We start from the raw sequence: 24596 nt of genomic DNA on the forward strand, positions 1-24596 counted from the left end.
GGAAAATCACTCAAATAAAGGAATGCGAGGATCTTTTATATGCTCGCATAATAAAATATGAATTTGTCCACGATGATGATAAAAGTGTGCAACGATTTCAAGTAACCATTCAAAGCGCGAATAAGAAATCCCCCAATAGGCAGTCATAACTTCTGCTAATTCTATTTGGGAGTAGGAAAGAAATGTTTTAGAGAGAAGGTTGTATCCTTCAATCATCGTTTGTTGCATGTGAGCAACTGTTACGGGCGTATGTTCTATATAAAAGGTATGTAATTTTTTTCTGAAATACCATTTAAAATGAGTAAATCAGCATGACAAATAAGAGAAAGATGTGCATACATTTCAAATAATGATCGTTTTGAGTGAATCGGTTGTATTTTTAAATCGTTTTCACTATATTGGTTAAGCATATCAATAGAAGTATCAATAGCAACTTTTAGTTGATGTAATGCAGATTGAACAAACATTGTAATTCTCCTCGTCTCCGTATATAATAGTTTCTTGAGGATATTATATCATACTCAAAATTCCGAAAATTCTAGTAGTTTGACTAGCATAATGAAAAGTATTATATTGTAAAAGGTCATATGAAACGTGAAATAGAATGGAATGCAATTATTGAGTTAGGAGTTAGACCAATGAGTTTGAAATATGGAAGAGATACAATTGTAGAAATTGACTTAAATGCTGTAAAACATAATGTAAACGAATTTAAAAAACATGTAAATGATGAAAAAATTAAGATGATGGCTGCTGTAAAAGCGAATGGGTATGGCCATGGGGCAGTTGAAGTTGCCAAAGCTGCAATTGAAGCAGGAATAAATCAACTTGCAGTTGCATTTGTAGATGAAGCGATAGAATTAAGAGAAGCAGGAATTACTGTGCCGATTTTAATTTTAGGATACACACCAGTTGCGGCTGTAGAAGATGTAATTCAATATGACGTTATGATGACTGTTTATAGAGTAGAAGATTTACATGGTATAAATGAAATTGCAAACCGTCTTCAAAAGAAAGTACAAATTCAAGTGAAAATTGATACAGGAATGAGTCGTATCGGTTTACAAGAAGAAGAGGTTAAACCATTTTTAGAAGAATTAAACCGTATGGAGTATGTAGAGGTAGTAGGGATATTTACGCATTACTCTACGGCAGATGAAATCGATAAATCATATACGAATATGCAAACAAGTTTATTTGAAAAAGCTGTTAATACAGCGAGAGAATTAGGAATTCAAATACCATATATTCATAGTTCAAATAGTGCAGGATCAATGGAATTAAGTAACACATTTCAAAATATGGTACGCGTTGGAATAGGAGTATACGGTATGTATCCGTCAAAAGAAGTGGATCATACAATCGTTTCTTTACAGCCTGCGTTGTCGTTAAAATCAAAAGTAGCTCATATTAAACATGCGAAGAAGAATCGCGGTGTAAGTTATGGGAATACGTATGTAACAACTGGTGAAGAATGGATTGCGACTGTACCAATTGGTTATGCTGATGGTTATAATCGTCAATTATCTAATAAAGGCTATGCGTTAATTAACGGGATTCGAGTACCTGTTATCGGCCGTGTTTGTATGGATCAGTTAATGCTGGATGTTTCAAAAGCGATGCCAGTACAAGTAGGAGACGAAGTAGTATTCTACGGTAAACAAGGTGAAGAAAATATCGCAGTAGAAGAAATAGCGGATATGTTAGGTACAATAAACTATGAAGTTACATGTATGCTAGATAGAAGAATTCCGCGTGTCTATAAAGAAAATGACGAAACAACTGCAGTTGTAAATATATTAAGAAAAAACTGAATCATTTCGATTCAGTTTTTTTATTTTTGGCAAGTGAAAAATGCTCTATTTGTACCGTGGAATTGAATGTTCTTAAAACCTACGGATTCCAATGAAGAAATTATTTCTTCATTGGAATAACAAGCTTTTTCAAAAGAAAAGTCACTTCTTGTCCAATTATTATCTATGTCATGGTGAAATAGTATAAAGTTCATTTCTGCTTTTTTATTTTCATTATTATATGTAGAATCAATCGTACAAACATATTCTTTCTCTGAAATATGAAACGAAGCAATCCAGTTTTTAAGAAATCCTTTTTCCATATTCATATCAAATGCGAATATACCCTCGTTATGTAATACGGAGTAAACTTTCTGAAACACACTTTTTAGTTCATCTAAATTCATAATATGGTTTAAACTATCACCGGCAGAGATGACGTAGTGGAATTGCTCATTTATATTGAAATAGCGAGCGTCATCAACGATAAAGGTTGCATCTGGCGCATTTTTACGTGCATACTCAATCATTTGAGTAGAACCATCTATACCAGTTACTACAAAATTATGATCAAGTAGTTTCCTAGTAAGATGACCAGTCCCGCAACAAAGATCTAAAATATGAGAACGTGGTTGTGCATATTGTAAAACGAGTTGTTCAAAAGCTGGATAGGAGTGTTCAGAAAAATGTCCCCAATGTTTATTATAAATAGATGCGAAAATATCATAATTAGAATAAATAAGTTTTTTAGACATAAATATTCTCCTTGCTATTCATTAAATTATAATAATCATGCTTCATCATAATTTCAAAACCGCATTGTGTATAAAGCTTCAAAGCATTGTTATTCTTTGTTTCAACTTGTAATTCAATTGTTGTAGCACCATTTGTGAAGAGCTTATGTGTCATATAGTTTAAAATAGCTTTACCGTAGCCTTTACCTTGATAGGAAGGGTGGACAGCGAATCCTGATAATATAGTAGAATGATCTTGCTCAGTAACTGTAATCGTTCCTATCATTTTTTTATCGACAAGAGCACTGTAAACTTTATGAGAAGGTGAAGTCATCATTTTTTGTAACCATGTAGCCGTATTTTCTACTGAATCACCAAAAGCTTTACTAGAAATTTCAATAAGATCAAGAAGTGATTCTGAAGTTGCAAGAGTAAGCTGTATATTATTATCTGTTGTTTTTTGAAGTTCGTTTGTCTTGAACTCCATACTATATTCACTATATAAATATGGTAACTTCATATGTTTTACAAATTCATTCCCAGAAATAGAATCCCCATTGATAATAAGAAGAGCTTCATCTGTCTCTCTATTTTGTATTTCTTTCATTGCAGTTTGTAAAAGGATAGTTCCGAAACGTTGTTTTCTAAAATGAGGATGTACAAAGCCTATTAGTTCAAGCTTTGTTGGTCTTTCAAAATCATACATATTTAAAGCGCCAATTAATTGAGTGCCGTTATAAAGAAGAAAATCGTTTATATAATCTTCATTTCGATTTTTTAAAAAGTTGATATGTAAATCTGAAGAGTAATCAAGGTTGTCTTGTTGCCCGCAAATATAAGCCAAATCCTTCATTTGCTGTATTTCACTTTCTGTTACAGAACGCTTTTTCCGAATATCCATTGTATAATCCCTCTCATTCGTATTTAAAAATAGGATGGGTGACTTAACCATTTCTTTAATTCCACATTACCTTGCACAGATAACAGTCGGTATAAATAACGATAAGGCTGTCTATATTCTTCTAAGTGAGGAATAGACATAATTGTTTCGTAACCACTTTGAAAGGCATGTGCTTCTTTTTCGGTAAGTACATATTCTAGTCCGATAAAATCAAGCTCTCGCGGAGCAACAGCGTAAGCTTCAGTATCTACTAAACCCGTAATAGTTGTACCGTCAGATAAAAATTGAGTAGGATCCATATCAATTAAGACGAGTGTAGATTCCTTTGGTACGGACAGGGAAGAAAGTTGTGATTCAAAGGTAGGGAATGCATTTTGTATGCTTTCATCATCAGAATAAAACATATTCACAAGCTCTTTACTTACGTTTAAAATATGTGATTGGAATTCATCTAGTGGAACTTGGAACGTGCCTGACGGATTTCCTATGAAATCGGCTTTAAATTTATGTATTTCTGCAAGTCCTTTTCCTAGGCTGAATAAAATAGAATCTGGTTGCTCGATAAAAGATTGAACTGTGTTACCTACTAACTTTTCAACCACCACAAATTCACGGCCATTTAAAACATGTTTTTCTAATATTGTTGGGATAGGAAGATTCGTATGTTCTTGCAACAATGTATGTACCGTTTCTAAATGATGGACGTTCCTTGGATCAATTCCAAATAAATTTTTACATCCCCACCAAAAATCATTATTTGGTTCTTCATTCATTTTAGAAGCACGAACGATAACTTCTGTATCTTCTGTTTGAACGAGAAAAACATCACTTGCATGATCTTCATAACCTGGGTGCAAGGCTTGAACGGATAGAATAGGTGAATTGAATAGTTGTTGTAACATGAAAAGACCTCTTTTTCTGTAAATTCTATAAATTTATTATATAACAGGTGATGTGTTATGGGGATAAAGATAAAAAATTGAAATCATAGTTACATTTATAGTGAGAACTTATTAAAAATATTATATTTCTCCATTTTTGTGTGAATTGTCAAAAAAAACAGAGTGATAGTATTTGAATGTAAAGCTCGTATCTTTAAAGCTATGAAGAGTAAAAGTAGAATTAAGCATTCGTTTATAAGATTGTGAATCATAATAATGTAGACTATTGAAAATATTTCTCAATAATAAAATGAAGAGAAAAGCATGAAGAAGTAGAATGCATTCATTTATAATAGATTTAAATTAATTAATATAATTAATTGTTAATTTTATTATATTAAATGGATAGGAGAGAATATTATGGCAAATGTACTCGTAATAAATTTCCCTGGGGAAGGTCATATTAATCCGACTTTAGCTATTGTAAGTGAGTTAATTCAGCGAGGGGAAACAGTTGTTTCTTATTGTATTGAAGATTATAGAAAGAAGGTTGAAGCAACAGGTGCGGAATTCCGAGTGTTTGAGAATTTTCTCTCTCAAATTAATATTATGGAACGAGTAAATGAAGGTGGGAGCCCTTTGACGATGCTATCTCATATGATTGAAGCATCAGAGCGTATTGTTACTCAAATTGTAGAGGAAACAAAAGAGGAAAAATACGATTATTTAATATATGATAATCATTTTCCAGTAGGACGTATTATAGCGAATATTTTACAATTACCAAGCGTTTCATCTTGTACAACGTTTGCTGTTAATCAGTACATTAATTTTCATGATGGGCAAGAATCGAGACAAGTAGATGAAATGAATCCATTATATCAATCTTGTTTAGCGGGAATGGAAAGATGGAATAAGCAGTATGGAATGAAATGTAATAGTATGTATGATATTATGAACCATCCTGGTGATATTACGATTGTATATACTTCAAAAGAATATCAGCCGCGTTCAGATGTATTTGATGAATCGTATAAATTTGTAGGTCCATCAATTGCTACTCGAAAAGAAGTGGGGAGTTTTCCTACTGAAGATTTAAAAAATGAAAAAGTAATTTTCATTTCTATGGGAACAGTTTTTAATGAGCAACCTGCTCTGTATGAAAAGTGTTTTGAAGCGTTTAAAGATGTAGATGCGACAGTCGTATTAGTCGTTGGTAAGAAGATAAATATAAGTCAATTTGAAAATATCCCGAAAAACTTTAAGTTGTATAATTATGTCCCGCAATTAGAAGTTTTACAGCATGCTGATGTATTCGTGACACATGGTGGTATGAATAGTTCGAGTGAAGCGTTATATTACGGTGTTCCATTAGTTGTAATTCCGGTAACAGGAGATCAGCCATTCGTTGCAAAACGATTGACTGAAGTAGGGGCAGGCATAAGACTTAATCGTAACGAGTTAACTTCTGAATTGTTATGTGAGACTGTAAAGAAAGTAATGGATGATGTGACGTTTAAGGAAAATAGTCGTAAAGTGGGAGAGTCGCTTAGAAATGCTGGTGGATATCAAAGGGCAGTTGAGGAAATACTTGAATTAAAAATGAAGCCGTACGTAAAGATTAAATAGATGTTAAAAACACACTTACTTTTAATTGGTAAGTGTGTTTCTAGTATTACGCGCTAAATGTGTTACATAAAAATAGCGATAAAGGTGAAACTTTTGTGTATATAAACTGATATCTTTGTCTTAGCAGAAAAATTACGTTAAAATAATACTAAGAAAATATATAAGCTTTGGGGGTAATGAATGAAGAAAGTATTTGAATACGTATTATTAACAATTGGCTCAATTATAGTAGCAGGTTCATTAGAGCTTATTTTAGCACCTAATGGATTAGTAGATGGCGGGGTAACGGCTATTGCTATTATGGCAAATAAAGTTGCAGGATTGCCGCTTTATGGCGTTTTCTTAGGAATTAATATCCCAATTTTATTATTTACTGCAAAAGTAATGGGAAAGAAATTTTTTATCCGTACATCTTATGCGAATGTAGTTACAACACTCGGATTAATTTATTTAAAACCATTTCCAGCAATTACGACTTCTGAGTTATTAATTGTACTTTATGGTGGAGTGCTGTTCGGAATTGGTGTTGGGATTGTTGTTAAAATGGGTGGAGCAATTGACGGTTCGGAAATGTTAGCAGTTTGGATGAATAAACACTTTAATGTACCAATTAGTACATTTTTACTTGCAGTAAATGCAGTTATTTTCATCTTTGTTGCAATTTTATTTTCAATCGAACAAGCGATGTTCTCATTAGCAATTTTCTATATTGTTACGAAGATGATTGATTTTATATTAGATGGTATTAATCAAGGTAAGAGCGTTATGATTATTTCTGGTAAGAATAAAGAAATAGGCGATTTACTTATGAAAGAATTGCAACTATCTGTTACGTATCTACATGGAGAAGGTGGTTTTTTAGGGGAGCATAAGAGAATCATTTATTGCATTACAAACCGATTCATTTATCCGAAAATGAAAGATCTCGTTCTCTCTGTAGATCCAACCGCTATAATTGAAGCTTCCTATTCAACAGAAACGACTGGTGTGAAACGTCCGGGAAGGAAAGCTAGGTCAGGTGAGTAACTAGAAGAAGGCTGTCCAAAAAGTTATTTTGGAACAACCTTCTTTTTTATTTTGTTGAATTGTTAGTATGTTACAAGTTAAACCCACTGTTAACAAGTTTCCTTGCAACTAGGGAACCAAGCGTCTTTCAATAATGTAGCCAACGTCTCAATTTTATTTTCCGGAATACTACCAAAACCGAGTAATACATATGATTCCTTGCGTAAATCATTCATGAAATCATATGGAGAAAGTGGGTATAATTTAACGCTTTGTTTTTTAGCGGATTCAATCAGTTCATTTTCATTCATACTGTTATGTACACATAAAACAATATGAAGTCCGGACTGTTCGCCAAGAATTTGAACATTAGCCCCCATTTCTTTCATAATGGATTTTACTAACGCATGATGTTTTCTTTTATATAGTGTACGACTCCGATTAAGGTGACGTTCCCAATTCCCGCTTTGTATAAAGTTAGCAAAAGCAAGTTGTTGTATTGTAGCCACTGTTTGTTTAAAAATTCCATGCAGTTCTTGATATATTTTTAAAAGATGTGGTGGTAAAACAACATATCCCATTCGTAAAGAAGGTAAAAAAGATTTTGAGAAAGTCCCCATATAAATAACGCGTTCATTTGAATCAAGACTTTGTAAAGAAGGAATCGGCTTACCAGCGTAGCGAAACTCTCCGTCATAGTCATCTTCAATAATGTATCCATTGCAATCATTAGCCCACTTTAACAATTCTAATCTTCTAGGTAAAGGCATAATAATCCCAAGTGGAAATTGGTGTGATGGTGTAACGTATGCGACATTGGCATTTGTATTGTATAAGCTAGAAATATTAATCCCTTTTTCATCCAATGGTATGGGATGGATTTGTCTATCACAGCTTTTAATGATTGCGTGTATACGGTGAAATCCAGGGTTTTCAATGCCGTATTCTTTTGTAGGGCCAAGCAGTTGAAGTAGTAACCAGAGAAGTGGCTGCGTTCCGGCACCGATCACAATTTGATCAGGTGAAGAATGTACACCGCGAGAATGATATAAATATGTTGATATATGCTCTCGAAGAGCGAATTCACCTTGAGGGTCTTCTTTGGCAAATAGTGCATTTTCGTATGTAAGTATGGATTCTTGTAATGCCCGTTTCCAATTTGTAATCGGAAATTTATTTTGATCAATAAGCCCTTGGCTACAATCGTATTCGAATTTTTCGTCTATCAAATTGCTCGTCTTCTTTGCTGCATTTCGTTTTTTATTTGGGATAACGTCAATATCGAAATTTGCTACAAAAATACCACGTTTCGGTTTACTTTCTACATAACCTTCAGCTAATAATTGTTGATAAGCTGATTCAACAGTAATGCGGCTAATATTAAGTTGTGATGCTAAATTTCTGTGTGAGGGTAGACGTGTGCCAACAGAAATAGTCCCTTGTATAATTTCAGCTTTTATATATTCGTAAATTTGCAAGTAAATAGGTGTGTTACTTTGTAATTGCAATGGGATAGTAAAATCCATATAAAACTCTCCTTTAAAACTGACCTTATAAAAAATACTTAAACTGCCACTTAAGTAAAGGGCAGTCACTTTCTATAATAATGATATAACATTTAGAAAATTAAATAAATAGTTAAGGGAGAGTTAAAAATGAATGTTAAAGAAGTAGTAACAGAAGAGCAATTACATGAAGTATTACCTGTTTTACAGCAATTACGAACACAACTTTCAAAAGAGGAAACAGGCACTTTATTTCGAAATATGAAAGAAGAAAATTATAAACTATTCTCGCTGCGTAATGAAGATGATGAAGTTGTTAGCCTTGCAGGTGTAGCGATTTGTACGAACTTTTATAATAAGAAGCACGTTTTCGTATATGACCTTGTAACGGCAGACGCACATCGTTCAAAAGGACATGGAAATGTATTACTTTCGTATATAGAGAACTGGGGAAAGGAAAACGGATGTGAGTCTATCACCCTCACGTCAGCATTTTCAAGAATTGATGCTCATCGTTTTTATGAAAGAGAAGGGTATGATAAGGTGAGTTATTCTTTTCATAAAGAATTATAAATAAGAAGAAGAAGCTGTCTCGAAAAGTTGGGAACAGCTTCTTCTTATTATTATTATTATTTCTCAAGTTATTATTGAACCGTAAATAGGTTGTAAGTTATGGTATATGTATTTGAAAAGGTTATATAGTGTTATTGTATCGAATTGTTTTAAGTAATAATAAAGAGAATGATTGGAGCGCTTATACTTGAAAAAAATAAAGAAACTATCAATCCCTAATGATGCTAGAGTTATTGTCATATCGGATATTCATGGAGAATTAAATCTTTTAAAAGAAGCACTACATAAAGTTAACTTTAAAGATGAAGGTTATTTAATTATTAATGGAGATCTTTGCGAGAAAGGACGAGATAGCGTAGGTGTAGTAAACTACGTTATGAATCTTGTAAAGAACAATTCAAAGGTTCACGTTGTTGAAGGGAATTGTGAAGTTTTAGTTGATGCTCTTCTAAATGAAAATCCTCGTCTTATTAATTATTTATGTACGAGGAAGCATTCAATTTTTAATGAATGGCTAGAGCAATTGGATTTTTCAGTTCATGAAGGTACTTCAATTCGTGAAGTGAAAGAAGCATTGCTAAGTGAATTTTCACAAGAACTATATTGGCTAACGGAGTTGCCAACAGCGATTGAAACAGAAGATTATATTTTTGTGCATGCAGGGCTAGAAGATAGAGTAGATTGGAAAGAAACAGAGCGCAAAAATGCGATAGCAATGCCGGATTTTTTTTATAAATCACATAAAGCAAATAAGTATGTAATAGTTGGTCATTGGCCAGTCGTGAACTATTCTGAAGAAGCACCGTCTAACAATCCAGTTATTGATGAGGAGAAAAAAATTATTGCAATTGATGGAGGAAATGCAATTAAAGAAGCAGGACAATTAAATGCATTTATTATTCAGAGGAAACAAACGGGCGATACATTTTCTTATACATATGTAGACTATTTCCCACAGTATGAAGTAATAGCGGATTTTAATGCGAATTCAGAAATGCAGGGCGGAGTGACATATCCGTATTATTACATAGAGCCTATCGAGAAGATGCAAGATTACACCGTATGTAAGCAAAAGGAAACGAATAATTTGCTCACTGTAAAAAATGAATATATGAAACAACTTGAGTCAGGTGAATATACAGTGAAAACCGATATTTCTTGTGCGCAAATAAGCGTTAGGAAGGGAGATATCGTTTCTCTCATTGATGATAGCTGTTCAGGATATGATTTAATTAAAAAAGATGGCGTAGAGGGTTGGATAGAGAAAGGGATTTTGCTTGAGGTGAATAAAAAGGGAAATAATATATTGAGCTGAAATAGGAGGGGATAACCTCCTATTTTTTATTACCTATTTTACAATCACATATTTCAATTAACCTTTTAAATTAGTGGACTGCTTGCTGTCTTTAATAAGTAAATAAATCGTAGTCGGCAGAATGATAAGCGTCATTCCTAAAAGAATTGCTAGTATGCCATAACCACTATAGGGAGCAGAAACGATAAAAGGAAGTATCGCTAAAAAAATCCCTGCTATCATCATTGAAATACTACTAATATTTAAAGCTCTTTTTTCAAGGTGCTTATCATTCCATTCTAATGAAACGGTTGATTTAGTCGTATCAATTTTGGAACTGAAATAACCTATTAATATAAATAAAAGCCCTAATGCTAAAAATATGAAATGATCAAGAGGGAGTGAAAAGCCAAGAGCAATGAGGGCGATGACAATATCGACAAAAAATAAGAATAGTAATATTGTGTTGCCGATCCAATGGAGAAATTTCTGGTTACTCGCTGCTTTAGATAAAGCTAAAAATATAAAGAATAAGAAGAAATATAGAATAATATTTGTGGTAACAATAGTGAGAAATAAAGCAATACTAAATCGATTATTCACTGAATCACCAGCTTTCTAAATCAATAATTAGTATCTAATAACAAAATTATACAATATAATATATGATATTAGTTTTGATTTTTCTGAAAAAACATTATAATTATATATGAAATAAAGAGGAATGCAGGAGGGAATTATGCAAAACGTTGTATTAAAGGGGAAGAAAGTTACAATTCGTACAATAGAAGAATCGGATATAAAAACATTATGGAATATCATATTTAAAGAAGAAAGCCCAGAATGGAAGAAATGGGATGCGCCATATTTCCCGTTCTCAATGCAAGAATACTCTTCCTATAAAGAGAAGATGCAAAATCGTTTGAAAGAAGAACCACTGTCAAATTTAATTATAGAAAATAACGGTCAAATCATTGGGACAGTCGGGTTTTATTGGGAATATAAAATGACGCGTTGGTTAGAGATGGGAGTTGTGATTTATGAGCCAACATACTGGAATGGTGGATATGGTACAGAAGCATTGAAATTATATAGAGATTTGCTATTTGAAAAAATGGAGATTGGTAGAGTAGGAATCACGACTTGGTCTGGCAATGAACGAATGATGAAAGTAGCAGAGAAAATAGGAATGAGCTTAGAAGGTAGAATGCGAAAGTGTCGTTATTATAACGGAACATACTATGATTCTATTCGAATGGGCATGATTCGTGAAGAATGGGAAGCGCTATGTGTAACGAAGGGGTGAGAAAGATTGTACGCTATCATTGCTACATTTGATCGTGTGTTTACTAATAAAATTACAGAATTACAAAATAAATTAACAAATGTAATTGGAACAAATCAATTAGCTGGAGTAGAACCTCATATAACGATTGCGGATTATAATGAGTTGGATGTTAATTTGTATATTGAAAAATTAAAGGAATTTGTAGCTATTCAAGAAAACATGTCTGCAGTCACTTTTCCTTCTGTTGGAACTTTTCCTACTAACGGTACGGTTTTTCTAGCGCCGACTGTTACCGATGATTTATTGAGACTTCATCATTTTTATCATGATCATTTCAAAACTTTTCATGATAATTCAAATTCATATTATGTACCAGGAAAATGGGTTCTGCATTGCACGATTGCGAATCATTTGAATTCAACTCATTTTTTAAGTGTGATGGAGTATATATATGAGAATTTTGATGTTACAACAGCTTCGATTGAAAAGTTAAAATTAATTAAGGTCAATTATGAAAATGGTTCTGCCGTTTCTTCTAGTATATTAGCAGAATATAATTTAAAGAGAATGGAGACATCGAGATGACATATATAATTAGAGAAATGAAGCAAGAAGATATTCAGGCTGTACAATCAGTAGCGAAAATAGCTTGGCATGATACATATGAAGGCATTATCCCGAGAGAGATTCAAGATAGTTTTTTAGACGAGGCATATTCTGATGAAAAAATGAAATATCGCCTTAAAAATACACATTTATTCGTTGCGGAAGAAGAGGGAGAAGTAATAGGATTTGCGAACTTTTCACCTGTTAGACTACAAAACGAAGCAGAATTAGGGGCAATTTATTTGTTACCAGATCAGCAAGGAAAAGGGATCGGAAGTGCTTTATTACAAAGAGGGATTAAGGCATTAAATGGGATACGGAAATTGTACATACATGTAGAAGCTGCAAATGAAAAAGGAAAACGCTTTTATGAAGCGAAAGGTTTTGCTGAATTAGAGCAATTTGAAGAAGACTTTGAAGGACATATGATGCAGACAGTAAGGATGGTTTTATACGTATAAGGAGGACTAGTAATGAAAACTTTTGATTTTAGTGAAAAAGTAGGAAAGCACTTATCAGTATTTCAATCTAATTTCATCATGTCGAAAATAGTAAACCATCAAGGAAATGTACATATCGGTGCTATGCATTTACAAGCCAATGGAATAATCGGATGTCATGAAGCAGTTGTATCTCAACTGCTTCTTATTGTGGACGGAGTAGGATATGTGTGTGGGGCAAATAAGGAAAAGGTAAAGATAGAGGCGGGACAAGCTGTGTTTTGGGAGAAGGGAGAGCTTCATGAAACAAGTACAGAACAAGGATTAACGGCAATTGTTATGGAAGCGGAGAATCTTGAACAAGGGATAGTAATGCCTATTATTCAAGGGGAGTTGTGAAAAATGATAATTAAGGCGAATCAAGAAGATACCAATGAAATATTAAAATATGCGGCTCAATCGCTTTTTGAAGGGACGAGAGGGAATTGTCAATTAAGTACCGAGAAAGCGATTGAAATTACAAAGCCGATTGTAGAAAAAGGAGCATACTATTTAATCATTAAAGAAGAAAATAAAGTAATGGGATGGATATTAATAGGGGAAAATACAGACTATTTTTCTCGTGAAAAACTTGGATTTATATATGAATTGTACGTTTTCCCAGAATATCGCGGGAGAGGATTATCGCGAGAACTGATGGAAGCTGGTATTAAGGAATTAAAGGAGAAGTATTCAGAAATTAGGTTGAATGTATTTGCTGGGAATTTTGCAAAAGAGATGTACGAAGAGTTTGGGTTTGTTGAAAGGCAGGTAATTATGACTTTGAAGTGAGTATTATAGTCGGAATGGGAGAAGAGAAAATAATGATTTAGTGGCTACTTTATCGCTGGAATTTAAAGCCAATAAGTCTTTATAAATATATAAAATAGATGGTTTGCCTTTATTTTATAGTAGATTGATAGAGTATGCTTAAAAAATAAATAAATTACTATTATACAATATATCGTTATTATAGTAAAAGATAAATTTTGGAAAAATATCATTTTTTTGTTTAGAAATTTTTAAATTATTGATATAATCAATTTGTAGAATTGATTATTGGTTAATTTTACTATTTTTAAATTTTAAGGGGGATTTAATAATGGCAGGACAAATTCGTATGTCACCAGAGGAACTTAAATCGAAAGCTACTCGATATGGACAGGGTGCAAATCAAATTGAGGACATTTTACGTCAACTACAAAACTTACAAAATGAATTAAGAGGAGAATGGGAAGGTCGTGCTTTCGAAGGTTTTGACCAACAGTTCAATCAATTAAAGCCAAAAGTACAAAACTTCGCACAGTTATTACAAGAAATTAATATGCAGCTTAATAAAACTGCAGAAGCTGTTGCTAGACATGACGAAGATCTTTCTCGTAATTTCGGTCTACAATAAGACAGATAAAAAGAAATATATAATTTAGCCATGCAACCATACGTTGTATGGCTAAATTACTTTAAAACTAGAGTAAGATACGAAGTCTTTCATTAGATAGACTCGCAGTCGCAGGAGTGATAAGTTGTGAAAAAGTTCAAATGGAGCATCTTGTTGTTTATTATTTTAGCTCTTGTACTATCAACAGGGGTCTCCTATTTAGCATTAAATCAAAATGTTAAGAAAGCTAATGAGAATACTACACCAAAAATGACAGTTGCGTTGGTAAATGAAGATCAGGGCACTGTTTTTGAGGGCAATAAAATAGCGTTTGGAGATCAATTTGTTAAAAATGTAAATAAAAATACGAAACAAGAATGGTACGTAGTTAGTCGCGGGGTAGCAGAAAATGGATTGAAAAATAATAATTACAATATGATGATTGTTATTCCAAATGATTTTTCTAGGAAAGCAGTTGCGATTGATTCAGAGATTCCGGAGAAATTAACGTTAAACTACAAAGTAAATGCAACTGGGAATAAGGATTTGAAAGCTGAGGCAGAAAATACAGCTTCTGTTATTTTAGAAGATTTCAATAAGCAAATAATCGACGTTTATTTTGCGAGTATTATCGGTAAGCTACAAGGTGCACAAGATAATATAGGTAAAATAATTGAAAAAGGAAACGTTCAAACAACTATGTATAAAAAAGATATACATAGTCCGTTAGCAAATTACACAAATCAATTTAAAACAGTACAAGATTATACAGGTGTTTCTGTTAATAGTTTCAAAGGATTTCAGGATGTTTTAAAAGGTTTCGGTCAAGCGTTAGATGAAGGGAATAAATCTAACAGTACGTACTTAGATGGTTTTAATAACTTTCAAAAAATGCAAACTGATAACAATTTGTTAGCGAATAATTTCACAAATCAATTCAATCAATATATGAATGATATGAATACAGGCGATGCTTTAAAGCAATTAAGTGCATTGGAATCAGCTAATAAAAGTATTTCAAATCAATTTACGTTTTCAGAGAAAGAACCAAATATTTTAACTGATGCTTCAGCAGTTCAAAAATATTTAGCGGATGTAAAAAAACAAGTATCTGAATATGATACAGAACTTGCTGGAAAGTTAGAAAGTGATATTCAAGAGACGGTAATTAAGAAGTTAAAGCAATCTATGTCGAATGATGGAAAGCAAGAAATCTTCATAAATACATTAATGAAACAACCAGATGCTCGAATAAAGAAACAAATCGAGAATTTAATTGCGAAATTACCTAGTTTAAACATGGAAGAAATCGGTCAAAGTGATTTACCAGATGCAACGAAATTACAACTGCAAAATGTAATTCAATTTACAAAAAAATATAATAAAGAAAATAATTTTTATTATGATCCTGTAAATAAAATATCTTTAGGAAACGCAATTAAAGAAGTGAAGGATAGACTTTATACAGAGAGAATTACATTTAGTGATACTGCGAAAGTAATTAAAATGGAATCGCCGCAAATTTTGAAGATAAAGATTCCAGAAGAATTTAAATTAGATGGAAGTACAGAAGCTTTATATATTGATGATGTGGATCGTACAAGTGACTTTCTACAAAGCGAAGCAGGAGAAATTACAATAGCTCCTCGTAATGAAGGGGATATAAAGATTGATCTGCATGTGAAGTTAAAAGATCCAAACATCAATATAGATGTTTTCTCTCCTGTAATGTGGCAATGGGAATTGAGTGGGACTCATACAAAAGAAACTAGTCCTGAGAAAGAAGAACCTAATAAAGAAGAACCTAATAAAGAAGATAAAGGAACACAAACGGAAAATAGCAAGGTGGAAAATGTGGTTCATAAATCACAGTATGGCATAATGCCGTTAGTACACAATGCTAAAAAACCTATTATCAAAAAAATGGAAAACACAACAGGCAATAATGAAGGAAACCAAGGAGGCGGAACAGGGAAAGATAACGGAACTGAAGGAAACCAAGGAGGCGGAACAGGGAAAGATAACGGAACTGGAGGAAACCCAGGAGGCGGAACGGGAACAGGTAACGGAACTGGAGGAAACCCAGGAGGCGGAACCGGAGGAAACCCAGGAGGCGGAACGGGAACAGATAACGGAACTGGAGGAAACCCAGGAGGCGGAACGGGAACAGATAACGGAACTGGAGGAAACCCAGGAGGCGGAACGGGAACAGATAACGGAACTGGAGGAAACCCAGGAGGCGGAACGGGAACAGATAACGGAACCGGAGGAAACCCAGGAGGCGGAACGGGAACAGATAACGGAACTGGAGGAAACCCAGGAGGCGGAACGGGAACAGATAACGGAACTGGAGGAAACCCAGGAGGCGGAACGGGAACAGACAACGGAACCGGAGGAAACCCAGGAGGCGGAACGGGAACAGATAACGGAACCGGAGGAAATCCAGGAGGCGAAACGGGAACAGATAACGGTAAAGTTATTGAAAGTACAACGAATCAAGTTATACATCAAAAAACAGAAAAAATAACAGATATTACTTCTAGTGTATTAATAAAAGAAGCAGTAGATACAGTTGAAAGTTATCAAGGTTTAATGAGCCTTTACGAAATGTATTATGGGATTGATTTAAGAACGAAAGATGTAGGTCCTAAGTTAGAAGAGGGAAGTTTAGATGCAATTGCGACGGACCAATCTTTGTACTACGTATTAAATAAACAAAGCTTAATCGATTTAATTTCAAATCTTGTTTCATCAAGTATTACTACAGAAATAAAGCAAGATATGTCAGGTTTAAAACAAAAAATAAACTCTTATCAACAATCTATTACTAGTGCGGATCAAAATTCTATGCTACTAGCGGAGAAATTAAATGGAACGACGCAACAAGCAACTAGTATGAATGAAAATTTAGGAGAGTATGTAAAAGGTTTAGCGAAATGGCGTGAGAATAGCTTAAAGCTAGTTGAAGAGCAGCAAGTAGTAACAACAAATCATGCTGGTGAGCAAACGGCTGTTTTATCGTTAGATTCTGGTATTAAATCATTAATGATGCAAAGTCAGTCATTGGTCGAAAGTTCGAAGCATAGTTTAGCAACTTCAGACGATGTATATAAAACATTTGATCAAATTAATGGACAAGCAAAAGAAATTCAAGACAGCGGAACGACAATTGTTTCAAAAGCTGATTTATTATTAAATGACTTTACAAAGAAAATGGAAGATGATAAATCATTCTCCAAAAACTTTACGAAAATTTTAGCGAATAGTCGTATTGGAGATCGTCAAAATGAAATGCTATATGACTTTTTAGCTAGTCCAGTTCAAAAGCAAAATGATGGAGTAATTGTAGCAGGTAATGCTTTTACACCGTACTTAATTGTATTAACTTGTTTCATTGTTGCATTATTTACAGCATACGCAATTGCGAATCAAGAAAAGAAACGAATGCAATCGGATCATTTTGAAGAGAAATTCTCATTAATTGATATGAATGTACCAACTACAGTAGTAGCTTTCGGTATATCAATTGTGGAAGGAATTAGTATAGGTATCATTTCTGGGCGTCTTTTAAAGTTCGGTCAGGATCAAAGTTTACTATGGATTGCGTTCATCACATTTATTATGATGGCGTTTGTATTGGTCTCAACCTACTTATTACGACAAATAAAAATGGTAGGAATGTTTATACTATTAGTATTTTTAAGCATGTACCTATTTTTAACTGAGGCAGTTGGAAGTAAAGTAGATCAAATGTCTTCTGTCGGAAAGATACGTCAATTCTCACCGCTTCAGTATATAGAAAGTTTTCTAAATGATTTTATTAGTGGTAAAGATACTGGGAAAGTTATTTTTGTCGTATTGTTTGTAATTGCCATTATTGGATTGGTTAGTAATCTATTTGTATGGCATAAGAAATGGGAGGAAAAAGAAGTAAATGATCAAACAATGGAGCATAGTGGCTAAGTTATCATTTCTCTCTATCCTTTTACTGTTTGTCGCGCTACCGATAAGGAGCGCGGCTGACAGTTATCTTGGTGATGATGGGAAGATTAAGTTTAAAGTGGATCGACTTGAAGAAAGCGACCAAGAAAAAAATAAAAAGGAACATAAGGAAACAGAATTAGATAAAGCATCAATTGAGTTATTTAACCAAGATATAGAAGAAGAAATTGAGAAAAAGAAAAAGAAAGAACAAAAAGATATGGAAGCTCTGCGAGATTCTCTTTTTATAAAACAAAAAGAGAATAATAGTGTTAAAGATACGAAAAATAGTTTGTTTAGCAGTGAATACATTGTCAGAAAAAGTGCAGATGAAGTAGCGAGTAATGAAACAATGAATGAAGAGCCAATTAGTATAACAATAATATTATTATTTGGCGGCGGCATTCTACTTATTTGCATCGGTATTTATACGGTTCTTCGTAAAAGTTGGAGGTAAAGCGATGGCAATACAAACACATATTAATGTCACAGTAGATTTTAATAAATGGAATGGAAATACATACGATTTGCGTATTCCGAATCACCAATCTATTAAATATTTATTGAAAAACTTATTAGATACGCTAAAGATTGATAATCATGAAGGTTCACATTTTGTAATTAAAGTGAAAAATAAGTCAATTGTTTTAACAGATAATGATCGTTTAATTGATCACCAAATAACAGATGGAGATATTTTGCAAGTTTTATAAAGAATATTTTTTACTTTTAGTTATTTGAAAATAAGTTATTACGGGTTATAAAGAAAAGGAGAAGAGGATAAACATGACGGAAAAAATAATTCAAATTGATGCAATGAACTATCAATTTCAAATAGAAAAAGAAAATTGGAAATTGGAGATGACCAAATCTCAAACACGTATAAAAGACTTCCGTCAATTCGATATAATTACGGGCGTATCATCTGAATTTGTACCATTAACAATAGAAGAAGCGGATGATATGTTTACGTTTCTATATCAAGTAGATAAAAAATTATATAAGTGGGACAATCTTAGCCGTTTTGGAAGAAATGAGAAATTAAGACTACTTCGGAATGTTGCGCAGTTTCGTAAATATTTGAATAAACGAATCACGTTCTTTTTACATCCAGACAATATAGTTTTTAATGCTAATTTAATACCAAGTATTATACATAGAGGAATTCGAGATATTGTTCCACCAACCCCGTTATCAGAAGAACAATTTTTAACACAATATAAGTGTCTAATTATTGCTTTATTCTCCCAAAAACATAACTTTGATGATTTGTATGCTGGGTTACTAAAAGATGCAAAAGAAACAACATTTGAACAGACCGTTGCTCAAATGGAAAGCTTAGATGCATTACTGCAGTTTCTTGATGACAGCTTTGAGAAGGAACAAACAAAAACAGAAAAAAATATGCAGTTAGTACCTAAAAAAAGCTATAAATCATTTAAATACTTAGCTTTTTCCTTCATAGCGGCGACAGTTATTTTAGCTGCTCCTTTAATATATTTCACTTTTATAAAATTTCCTTATCAAAATAAATTGTTAGAAGCAAATGCAAGTTTCATAGCAACTGATTATGACAAAGTCATTACGCAATTGAATGAAGAGGAGTTTGAATCATTACCGATTGCATCTAAATACGAGTTAGCATTTGCATACATTACAGCTGAAAAACTAGGTGAAGCTCAAAAAAAATCGATTATGAAAAACATTAGTTTGAAAAGTGATGAAAAGTATTTGCTGTATTGGATGTATAACGGAAAAGGTAATTTTGATAAATCATTAGATTTAGCTAAGACACTTGATGATCCTCAGCTTATTATGTACGGCCTTGTTAAACAAATTGAATCACTGAAAAATAATCCGGATTTATCAGGGGAAGAACGTGATCAAAAGTTAAAAACATATGAGCAACAATTAGATGAATATAAAAAGAAATATGGCAATTCATCAAACGATAAAAATTTGTCGGACACAGAGAAAAAAGAGTAAGCACTTGATGAGACAGTTGAAAAGGAGCAGTGAACACGGATGGAGCAACTATTAGTATTGACTTATGGAGACAAAATATATAAGTGCACATTACATCCAAATGAGCAATCAATAGTGTCGATTGGAAAAGAGTGGACAAATGATATTACGAATCCAAGTTTAGAACAAGAAATAGAGTTAAAGTGGAATAATGAAGTAAATGCTTGGATGGTACAGGATCAATTAATAGAATTTAATAAGGAAATTGAGATTGAGAAAACAAGAGATGTGAGCTTGAAAATCTTTATATCTATTGTTGGCACAACTAAAGTGTTTGATATCGGAACGAAACATTCTCTTACAGTGAGTCAAAACGATTACGATGATATTTCTATTACCGGGACTAGTGTAGATTTAATGCTATCTCGCGAAACGTTGTACGATTCTTTTAAAGTGAACGTGTATGGCGGGGATGTATTTCATAATTATACGAAGTTAAAAGATAGCGTTATGTTGGAATCAGGAGACGTATTATATTTTGATGGTATTTTATTGGAGATTGGTAGTGAAGACATTCAAGTACTTTCTTCAGAAGATAAAGTGAAATCTGCGTTACCTATTTTAGTAGAATCAGAAACGAATTATCAAAGTGGTTATCCAGACTATCATCGTTCACCACGTATTATTTACCGTGAACCAGAAGAGAAAATGACAATTGCAAAGCCTTCAAGTATGCCGTCAAAACCGACTGAGCATTTAGCAAGAATCATTGCACCTTCACTTGTCATGATTGTCGTAACTGTATTACTTGCTATTTTCATGAAATATGGAATGTTTATTATCGCATCGATTGCGATGACATTAGTAACAATCATTGTTTCTGTCACATCGTATATTAAAAATTTGAAGCAATATAAAGTCGACATTGTTGAACGAGATAAAAGCTATAGAGAGTATATAAAACAAAAAACGAAAGATTTACATGCAGAAAGTGAAAAACAGCGTCACGCATTACATTATCACAATCCAAATGTAGAAGTAATACGTAATATGGCAGTTCAAGTAAATCCTCGAATTTATGAAAAAACAATGTTACATCATGATTTCTTAACATTTAGCGTTGGAACAGGACAAGCTAATACGAGTTTTGAAATTCAATTTAATGAAGAAGAATTTAGTCAAACGAAAGATGAATTAATTGATATAGCACGTGAACTAAGACAGCGTTATCTATCATTGGAAGATGTACCAGTTGTAACAGATTTAATGAATGGACCAGTCGGTTATATTGGTCAACGCTCTTTAGTGTTAGAGCAATTACAATTATTAGTTGCACAAACGGCTTTATTCCATAGTTATTATGACTTGCAGTTTATTACTATTTTTCCGGAAGAAGAAAAAGAAAAATGGGATTGGATGCGCTGGTTACCTCATGGAAGTGTTCGCGATATAAATGTACGTGGATTTGTATACCATGATCGTAGCCGTGATCAAGTGTTAAATAGTTTGTATCAAATATTGAAAGAACGAAAATTAAAACTAGATGAAAAAAGTTCTACTAATGAAAAAATGTACTTTGCACCGCACTATGTCGTTCTCATTACAGATGAAAAACTAATATTAGACCATGTTGTTATGGAATTCTTTAATGATGATCCGAGTCAATTAGGTGTATCACTTGTATTTGTACAAGATGTTATGCAAAGTTTACCGGAGCATGTGAAAACGGTAATAGACATAAGAGATGCAAAACAAGGGAACATCATCTTAGAGCAAGGAGAACTTGTTAACCGTCAATTTAAACTAAATCATGTGCCAAAAGGATTCAATTTAGAAGATATTTCACGGGCATTAGCACCATTAAATCATTTGCAAAACTTAAAAAATAGTATTCCAGAAAGCGTAACATTTTTAGAAATGTACGGCGTTGAAAAAGTAAAAGAACTGAATATCACAAGTCGTTGGGAGAAAAATGCAGCGCATAAATCTTTAGCTGTACCACTTGGACTACGTGGTAAAGAAGATATCGTAAACTTAAACTTACACGAAAAAGCACACGGACCACACGGATTAATAGCAGGTACAACCGGTTCAGGTAAATCCGAAATTATACAATCGTATATATTATCTCTAGCAGTAAATTTCCACCCGTACGAAGTAGCCTTTTTATTAATTGACTATAAAGGCGGCGGTATGGCGAATTTATTCAAAAACTTACCGCATTTATTAGGAACAATTACGAACTTAGATGGAGCGCAAAGCATGAGAGCGCTCGCATCAATTAAAGCTGAATTACAAAAAAGACAACGATTATTTGGTGAAAATGATGTAAACCATATTAATCAGTATCAAAAACTGTATAAAGAAGGCTTAGTAAGTGAGCCAATGCCACATCTATTTTTAATTAGTGATGAATTCGCGGAACTGAAGTCAGAACAACCAGAATTTATGAAAGAGTTAGTTTCAACAGCGCGTATCGGTCGTTCACTCGGAATCCATTTAATATTAGCTACGCAAAAACCGAGTGGTGTTGTAGATGATCAAATTTGGAGTAACTCGAAATTCAAACTAGCACTAAAAGTTCAAAATACGTCAGATAGTAATGAAATTTTAAAAACGCCAGATGCTGCTGAAATTACATTACCAGGACGTGCTTACTTACAAGTTGGGAATAATGAAATTTATGAACTATTCCAATCAGCTTGGAGCGGAGCAGACTATGTAGAAAACAAAGAGGATAAAGAACATTTAGACGCAACAATCTATGCAATAAATGATCTAGGACAATATGAAATATTAAGTGAAGATTTAAGTGGACTTGGTAGCAGTAAAGAAGTAATAAGCGTACCATCTGAACTGGATGCTGTTATTGACTACATTCACGATTACGCAGAAATAAATGAAATTAAAGCATTAGCAAGACCGTGGTTACCACCACTTCCAGAAAGCGTATATTTACAAGACTTACATGCTATTCAGTTCAAAGAAGCATGGACGAAAGAAAAGAAACCATTACAAGCAACAATTGGTCTACTAGATCAGCCTGAATTACAATCACAAACACCATTAACACTAGATATTAGTAAAGACGGACACGTAGCGGTCTTCTCAAGTCCAGGCTACGGAAAATCAACATTCTTACAATCAGTCATTATGGATGTAGCTCGTCAACATAGTCCGGAGCATTTGCATGTGTATTTATTAGACTTCGGAACAAATGGTTTAATGCCATTAAAATCTTTACCGCATGTGGCAGACATCATTACATTAGACCAAGTTGAAAAATGCGAGAAGTTTCTTCGTCGCATAGAAGACCTATTAAAAGATAGAAAGCAATTGCTAAGTAAATATGGCGTTGCGAGTCTTGAAATGTATGAGAGAGCTAGTAAAGAAGTATTACCAACAATATTAATTACATTAGATAACTATGATGCTGTTAGAGAAGCTGGATTTGTCGAAGATTTTGAACGCATTATTGCACAAATTGTACGTGAAGGGGCAGCGGTAGGAATTCATTTAATGCTTACAGCTACACGTCAAAATGCATTGAGAGTACAAGTAAATACAAATATTAAACTACAAATTGCTCTATATATGATAGATGAGGCAGAATCTAGAGCGATTGTAGGAAGAACAGAGTTGAAAATTGAAGAATTAGCAGGACGTGGTTTAGTTAAAATTGACGAACCAACAATCTTCCAAACAGCTTTACCGACAGATGGAGAAGATGTCCTTACTCGAATTGAAAATATACAAGCTGAAGGAAAAGAGATGGATTCCTTCTGGGATGGAGAAAGACCGAAAGCAATTCCTATGGTACCTGAAGTTCTAGAATACAAAGAATTTATTGCATGGCCAGAAACAAGAAAAATTATTGAAGCAGGCAAACTAACATTTGGTGTAGAAACAGAAAGCGTTACACCTCTCGAATTAGATTTAACGGAAGCGTCTAATATTGTTGTAGGGGGAATCAAGAAAGATGAAGTTGAAAATGTAGTTCATCAATTCCTTCAACAGTTAGCAGACAGTGGACACTTTGACCTAGGTTTAATTGATACAAGAACACGCAATTTCTCAAACTATAGAGAGAGCGCTGCTTTATATGTAGCTGAAAAAACAGGAATTGAGAAAACGATTAAACAAGTTACAAATGCTTATAAATCGAGAGAAGCGGCGTTTAAAGAGGAACAGGAAGCATCAAGTGAAACAGTGAACCCGGCAGAATTTATTAAGAAATTTAAGCCGATTGTAATCGTAATTGCAGATGTAAATGATATTTTAAGTAATTTAGAGGATAGCGATATATATAGTTTAGCGGAATTAATAACAAATGGTGCATTTATGGGCATCCACTTCGTAATTGGCTGTGATGTTGATTCAATTGACAGTCGATACGACTTAGTTTCAAAAACAATAAAAACGCAATCTCATGTTATTTTACTTAGAAAATCATCAGGCCAAATGGTCTTCGATGTATCTAATAAAGATTTAAGTAGTACAAAATTAAATCCATTTGAAGGGTATTTTGTTGAAAATCGTTTTGCTACTAGAATTAAAGTGCCAACTATTTAAGGGGGGATTTGC

21 protein-coding genes and 1 pseudogene are annotated in these 24596 nt (G+C 33.4%); 16 read left to right on the forward strand and 6 right to left on the reverse strand.

The genetic code is table 11. From position 1 onward, the window contains the following. Window positions 1–6: 6 nt before the first annotated feature. Window positions 7–467: pseudogene (locus tag ACYFX0_RS12245) on the reverse strand (DinB family protein). Between the two features lie 171 nt (window positions 468–638). Here ACYFX0_RS12245 and alr point away from each other — a divergent pair. Beyond that, complete coding sequence (alr, locus tag ACYFX0_RS12250) at window positions 639–1814, forward strand: alanine racemase (protein WP_014895227.1); 1176 nt, start codon at window positions 639–641, stop codon at window positions 1812–1814. Between the two features lie 20 nt (window positions 1815–1834). On the opposite strand, the gene ACYFX0_RS12255 is transcribed toward alr, so the two are convergent. Genes ACYFX0_RS12255 through ACYFX0_RS12265 form a run of 3 tightly spaced genes read right to left on the reverse strand, consistent with a single transcriptional unit; the run spans window position 1835 to window position 4330 of the window. After that, window positions 1835–2548, reverse strand: a complete 714-nt coding sequence (locus ACYFX0_RS12255; protein WP_460270589.1) for a class I SAM-dependent methyltransferase — start codon at window positions 2546–2548, stop codon at window positions 1835–1837. Continuing rightward, window positions 2541–3428, reverse strand: coding sequence for a GNAT family N-acetyltransferase (locus tag ACYFX0_RS12260; RefSeq protein WP_000354633.1), 888 nt, complete (start codon window positions 3426–3428; stop codon window positions 2541–2543). The genes ACYFX0_RS12255 and ACYFX0_RS12260 overlap by 8 nt, the downstream gene beginning before the upstream one ends. Before the next feature lie 23 nt (window positions 3429–3451). Beyond that, complete coding sequence (locus ACYFX0_RS12265) at window positions 3452–4330, reverse strand: protein kinase family protein (RefSeq protein WP_000941370.1); 879 nt, start codon at window positions 4328–4330, stop codon at window positions 3452–3454. 399 nt (window positions 4331–4729) lie between these two features. Here ACYFX0_RS12265 and ACYFX0_RS12270 point away from each other — a divergent pair, with 399 nt between their 5' ends. After that, on the forward strand, window positions 4730–5938 hold the full coding sequence (locus tag ACYFX0_RS12270; protein WP_000024469.1) for a macrolide family glycosyltransferase: 1209 nt from the start codon (window positions 4730–4732) through the stop codon (window positions 5936–5938). Window positions 5939–6118: 180 nt separating this feature from the next. Beyond that, window positions 6119–6964, forward strand: a complete 846-nt coding sequence (locus ACYFX0_RS12275; protein WP_000755126.1) for a YitT family protein — start codon at window positions 6119–6121, stop codon at window positions 6962–6964. 89 nt (window positions 6965–7053) lie between these two features. On the opposite strand, the gene pdxR is transcribed toward ACYFX0_RS12275, so the two are convergent. Then, the gene (gene pdxR, locus ACYFX0_RS12280) at window positions 7054–8469 is read right to left on the reverse strand and encodes a MocR-like pyridoxine biosynthesis transcription factor PdxR (protein WP_081143887.1); all 1416 of its coding nucleotides are present in this window, start codon (window positions 8467–8469) and stop codon (window positions 7054–7056) included. A gap of 129 nt (window positions 8470–8598) precedes the next feature. On the opposite strand from pdxR, the gene ACYFX0_RS12285 reads away from it, so the two are divergent. Beyond that, the gene (locus ACYFX0_RS12285; protein WP_001101124.1) at window positions 8599–9021 is read left to right on the forward strand and encodes a GNAT family N-acetyltransferase; all 423 of its coding nucleotides are present in this window, start codon (window positions 8599–8601) and stop codon (window positions 9019–9021) included. A 187-nt stretch (window positions 9022–9208) separates the two neighbouring features. After that, a complete protein-coding gene (locus ACYFX0_RS12290; protein ID WP_400576944.1) occupies window positions 9209–10336 on the forward strand; it encodes a metallophosphoesterase in 1128 nt (375 codons plus the stop codon). 57 nt (window positions 10337–10393) lie between these two features. Here the strand turns inward: ACYFX0_RS12290 and ACYFX0_RS12295 are convergent, their stop codons facing one another. After that, window positions 10394–10918, reverse strand: a complete 525-nt coding sequence (locus ACYFX0_RS12295) for a hypothetical protein (protein WP_400576941.1) — start codon at window positions 10916–10918, stop codon at window positions 10394–10396. A gap of 136 nt (window positions 10919–11054) precedes the next feature. On the opposite strand from ACYFX0_RS12295, the gene ACYFX0_RS12300 reads away from it, so the two are divergent. From ACYFX0_RS12300 to essC, 11 genes are all read left to right on the forward strand, one after another. Continuing rightward, complete coding sequence (locus ACYFX0_RS12300) at window positions 11055–11621, forward strand: GNAT family N-acetyltransferase (RefSeq protein WP_001181851.1); 567 nt, start codon at window positions 11055–11057, stop codon at window positions 11619–11621. 6 nt (window positions 11622–11627) lie between these two features. After that, window positions 11628–12188 (forward strand): 2'-5' RNA ligase family protein, encoded by a 561-nt coding sequence (locus tag ACYFX0_RS12305; protein ID WP_460270594.1) that lies wholly within the window; start codon window positions 11628–11630, stop codon window positions 12186–12188. Next, window positions 12185–12670: a GNAT family N-acetyltransferase gene (locus ACYFX0_RS12310; RefSeq protein WP_000221053.1), complete on the forward strand. Its 486-nt coding sequence runs from the start codon at window positions 12185–12187 to the stop codon at window positions 12668–12670. The genes ACYFX0_RS12305 and ACYFX0_RS12310 overlap by 4 nt, the downstream gene beginning before the upstream one ends. Before the next feature lie 12 nt (window positions 12671–12682). After that, window positions 12683–13048, forward strand: coding sequence for a cupin domain-containing protein (locus ACYFX0_RS12315; protein ID WP_000846433.1), 366 nt, complete (start codon window positions 12683–12685; stop codon window positions 13046–13048). Between the two features lie 3 nt (window positions 13049–13051). Next, on the forward strand, window positions 13052–13480 hold the full coding sequence (locus tag ACYFX0_RS12320; protein ID WP_000584237.1) for a GNAT family N-acetyltransferase: 429 nt from the start codon (window positions 13052–13054) through the stop codon (window positions 13478–13480). 310 nt (window positions 13481–13790) lie between these two features. Then, window positions 13791–14087 (forward strand): WXG100 family type VII secretion target, encoded by a 297-nt coding sequence (locus ACYFX0_RS12325; RefSeq protein WP_000918601.1) that lies wholly within the window; start codon window positions 13791–13793, stop codon window positions 14085–14087. A gap of 126 nt (window positions 14088–14213) precedes the next feature. Next, window positions 14214–18029 (forward strand): type VII secretion protein EsaA, encoded by a 3816-nt coding sequence (gene esaA, locus ACYFX0_RS12330; protein ID WP_460270597.1) that lies wholly within the window; start codon window positions 14214–14216, stop codon window positions 18027–18029. Beyond that, a complete protein-coding gene (gene essA / locus ACYFX0_RS12335) occupies window positions 18001–18504 on the forward strand; it encodes a type VII secretion protein EssA (RefSeq protein ID WP_000595661.1) in 504 nt (167 codons plus the stop codon). Before esaA ends, essA begins: the two co-directional genes overlap by 29 nt. A gap of 4 nt (window positions 18505–18508) precedes the next feature. Beyond that, the gene (locus ACYFX0_RS12340) at window positions 18509–18760 is read left to right on the forward strand and encodes an EsaB/YukD family protein (RefSeq protein WP_001007566.1); all 252 of its coding nucleotides are present in this window, start codon (window positions 18509–18511) and stop codon (window positions 18758–18760) included. 73 nt (window positions 18761–18833) lie between these two features. Beyond that, window positions 18834–20033: a type VII secretion protein EssB gene (gene essB, locus ACYFX0_RS12345; RefSeq protein WP_460270600.1), complete on the forward strand. Its 1200-nt coding sequence runs from the start codon at window positions 18834–18836 to the stop codon at window positions 20031–20033. A gap of 39 nt (window positions 20034–20072) precedes the next feature. Continuing rightward, on the forward strand, window positions 20073–24584 hold the full coding sequence (essC, locus tag ACYFX0_RS12350) for a type VII secretion protein EssC (RefSeq protein WP_460270602.1): 4512 nt from the start codon (window positions 20073–20075) through the stop codon (window positions 24582–24584). The last annotated feature ends 12 nt before the right edge of the window (window positions 24585–24596 follow it).

The sequence above is a fragment of the Bacillus sp. NEAU-Y102 genome (genome assembly GCF_054788175.1).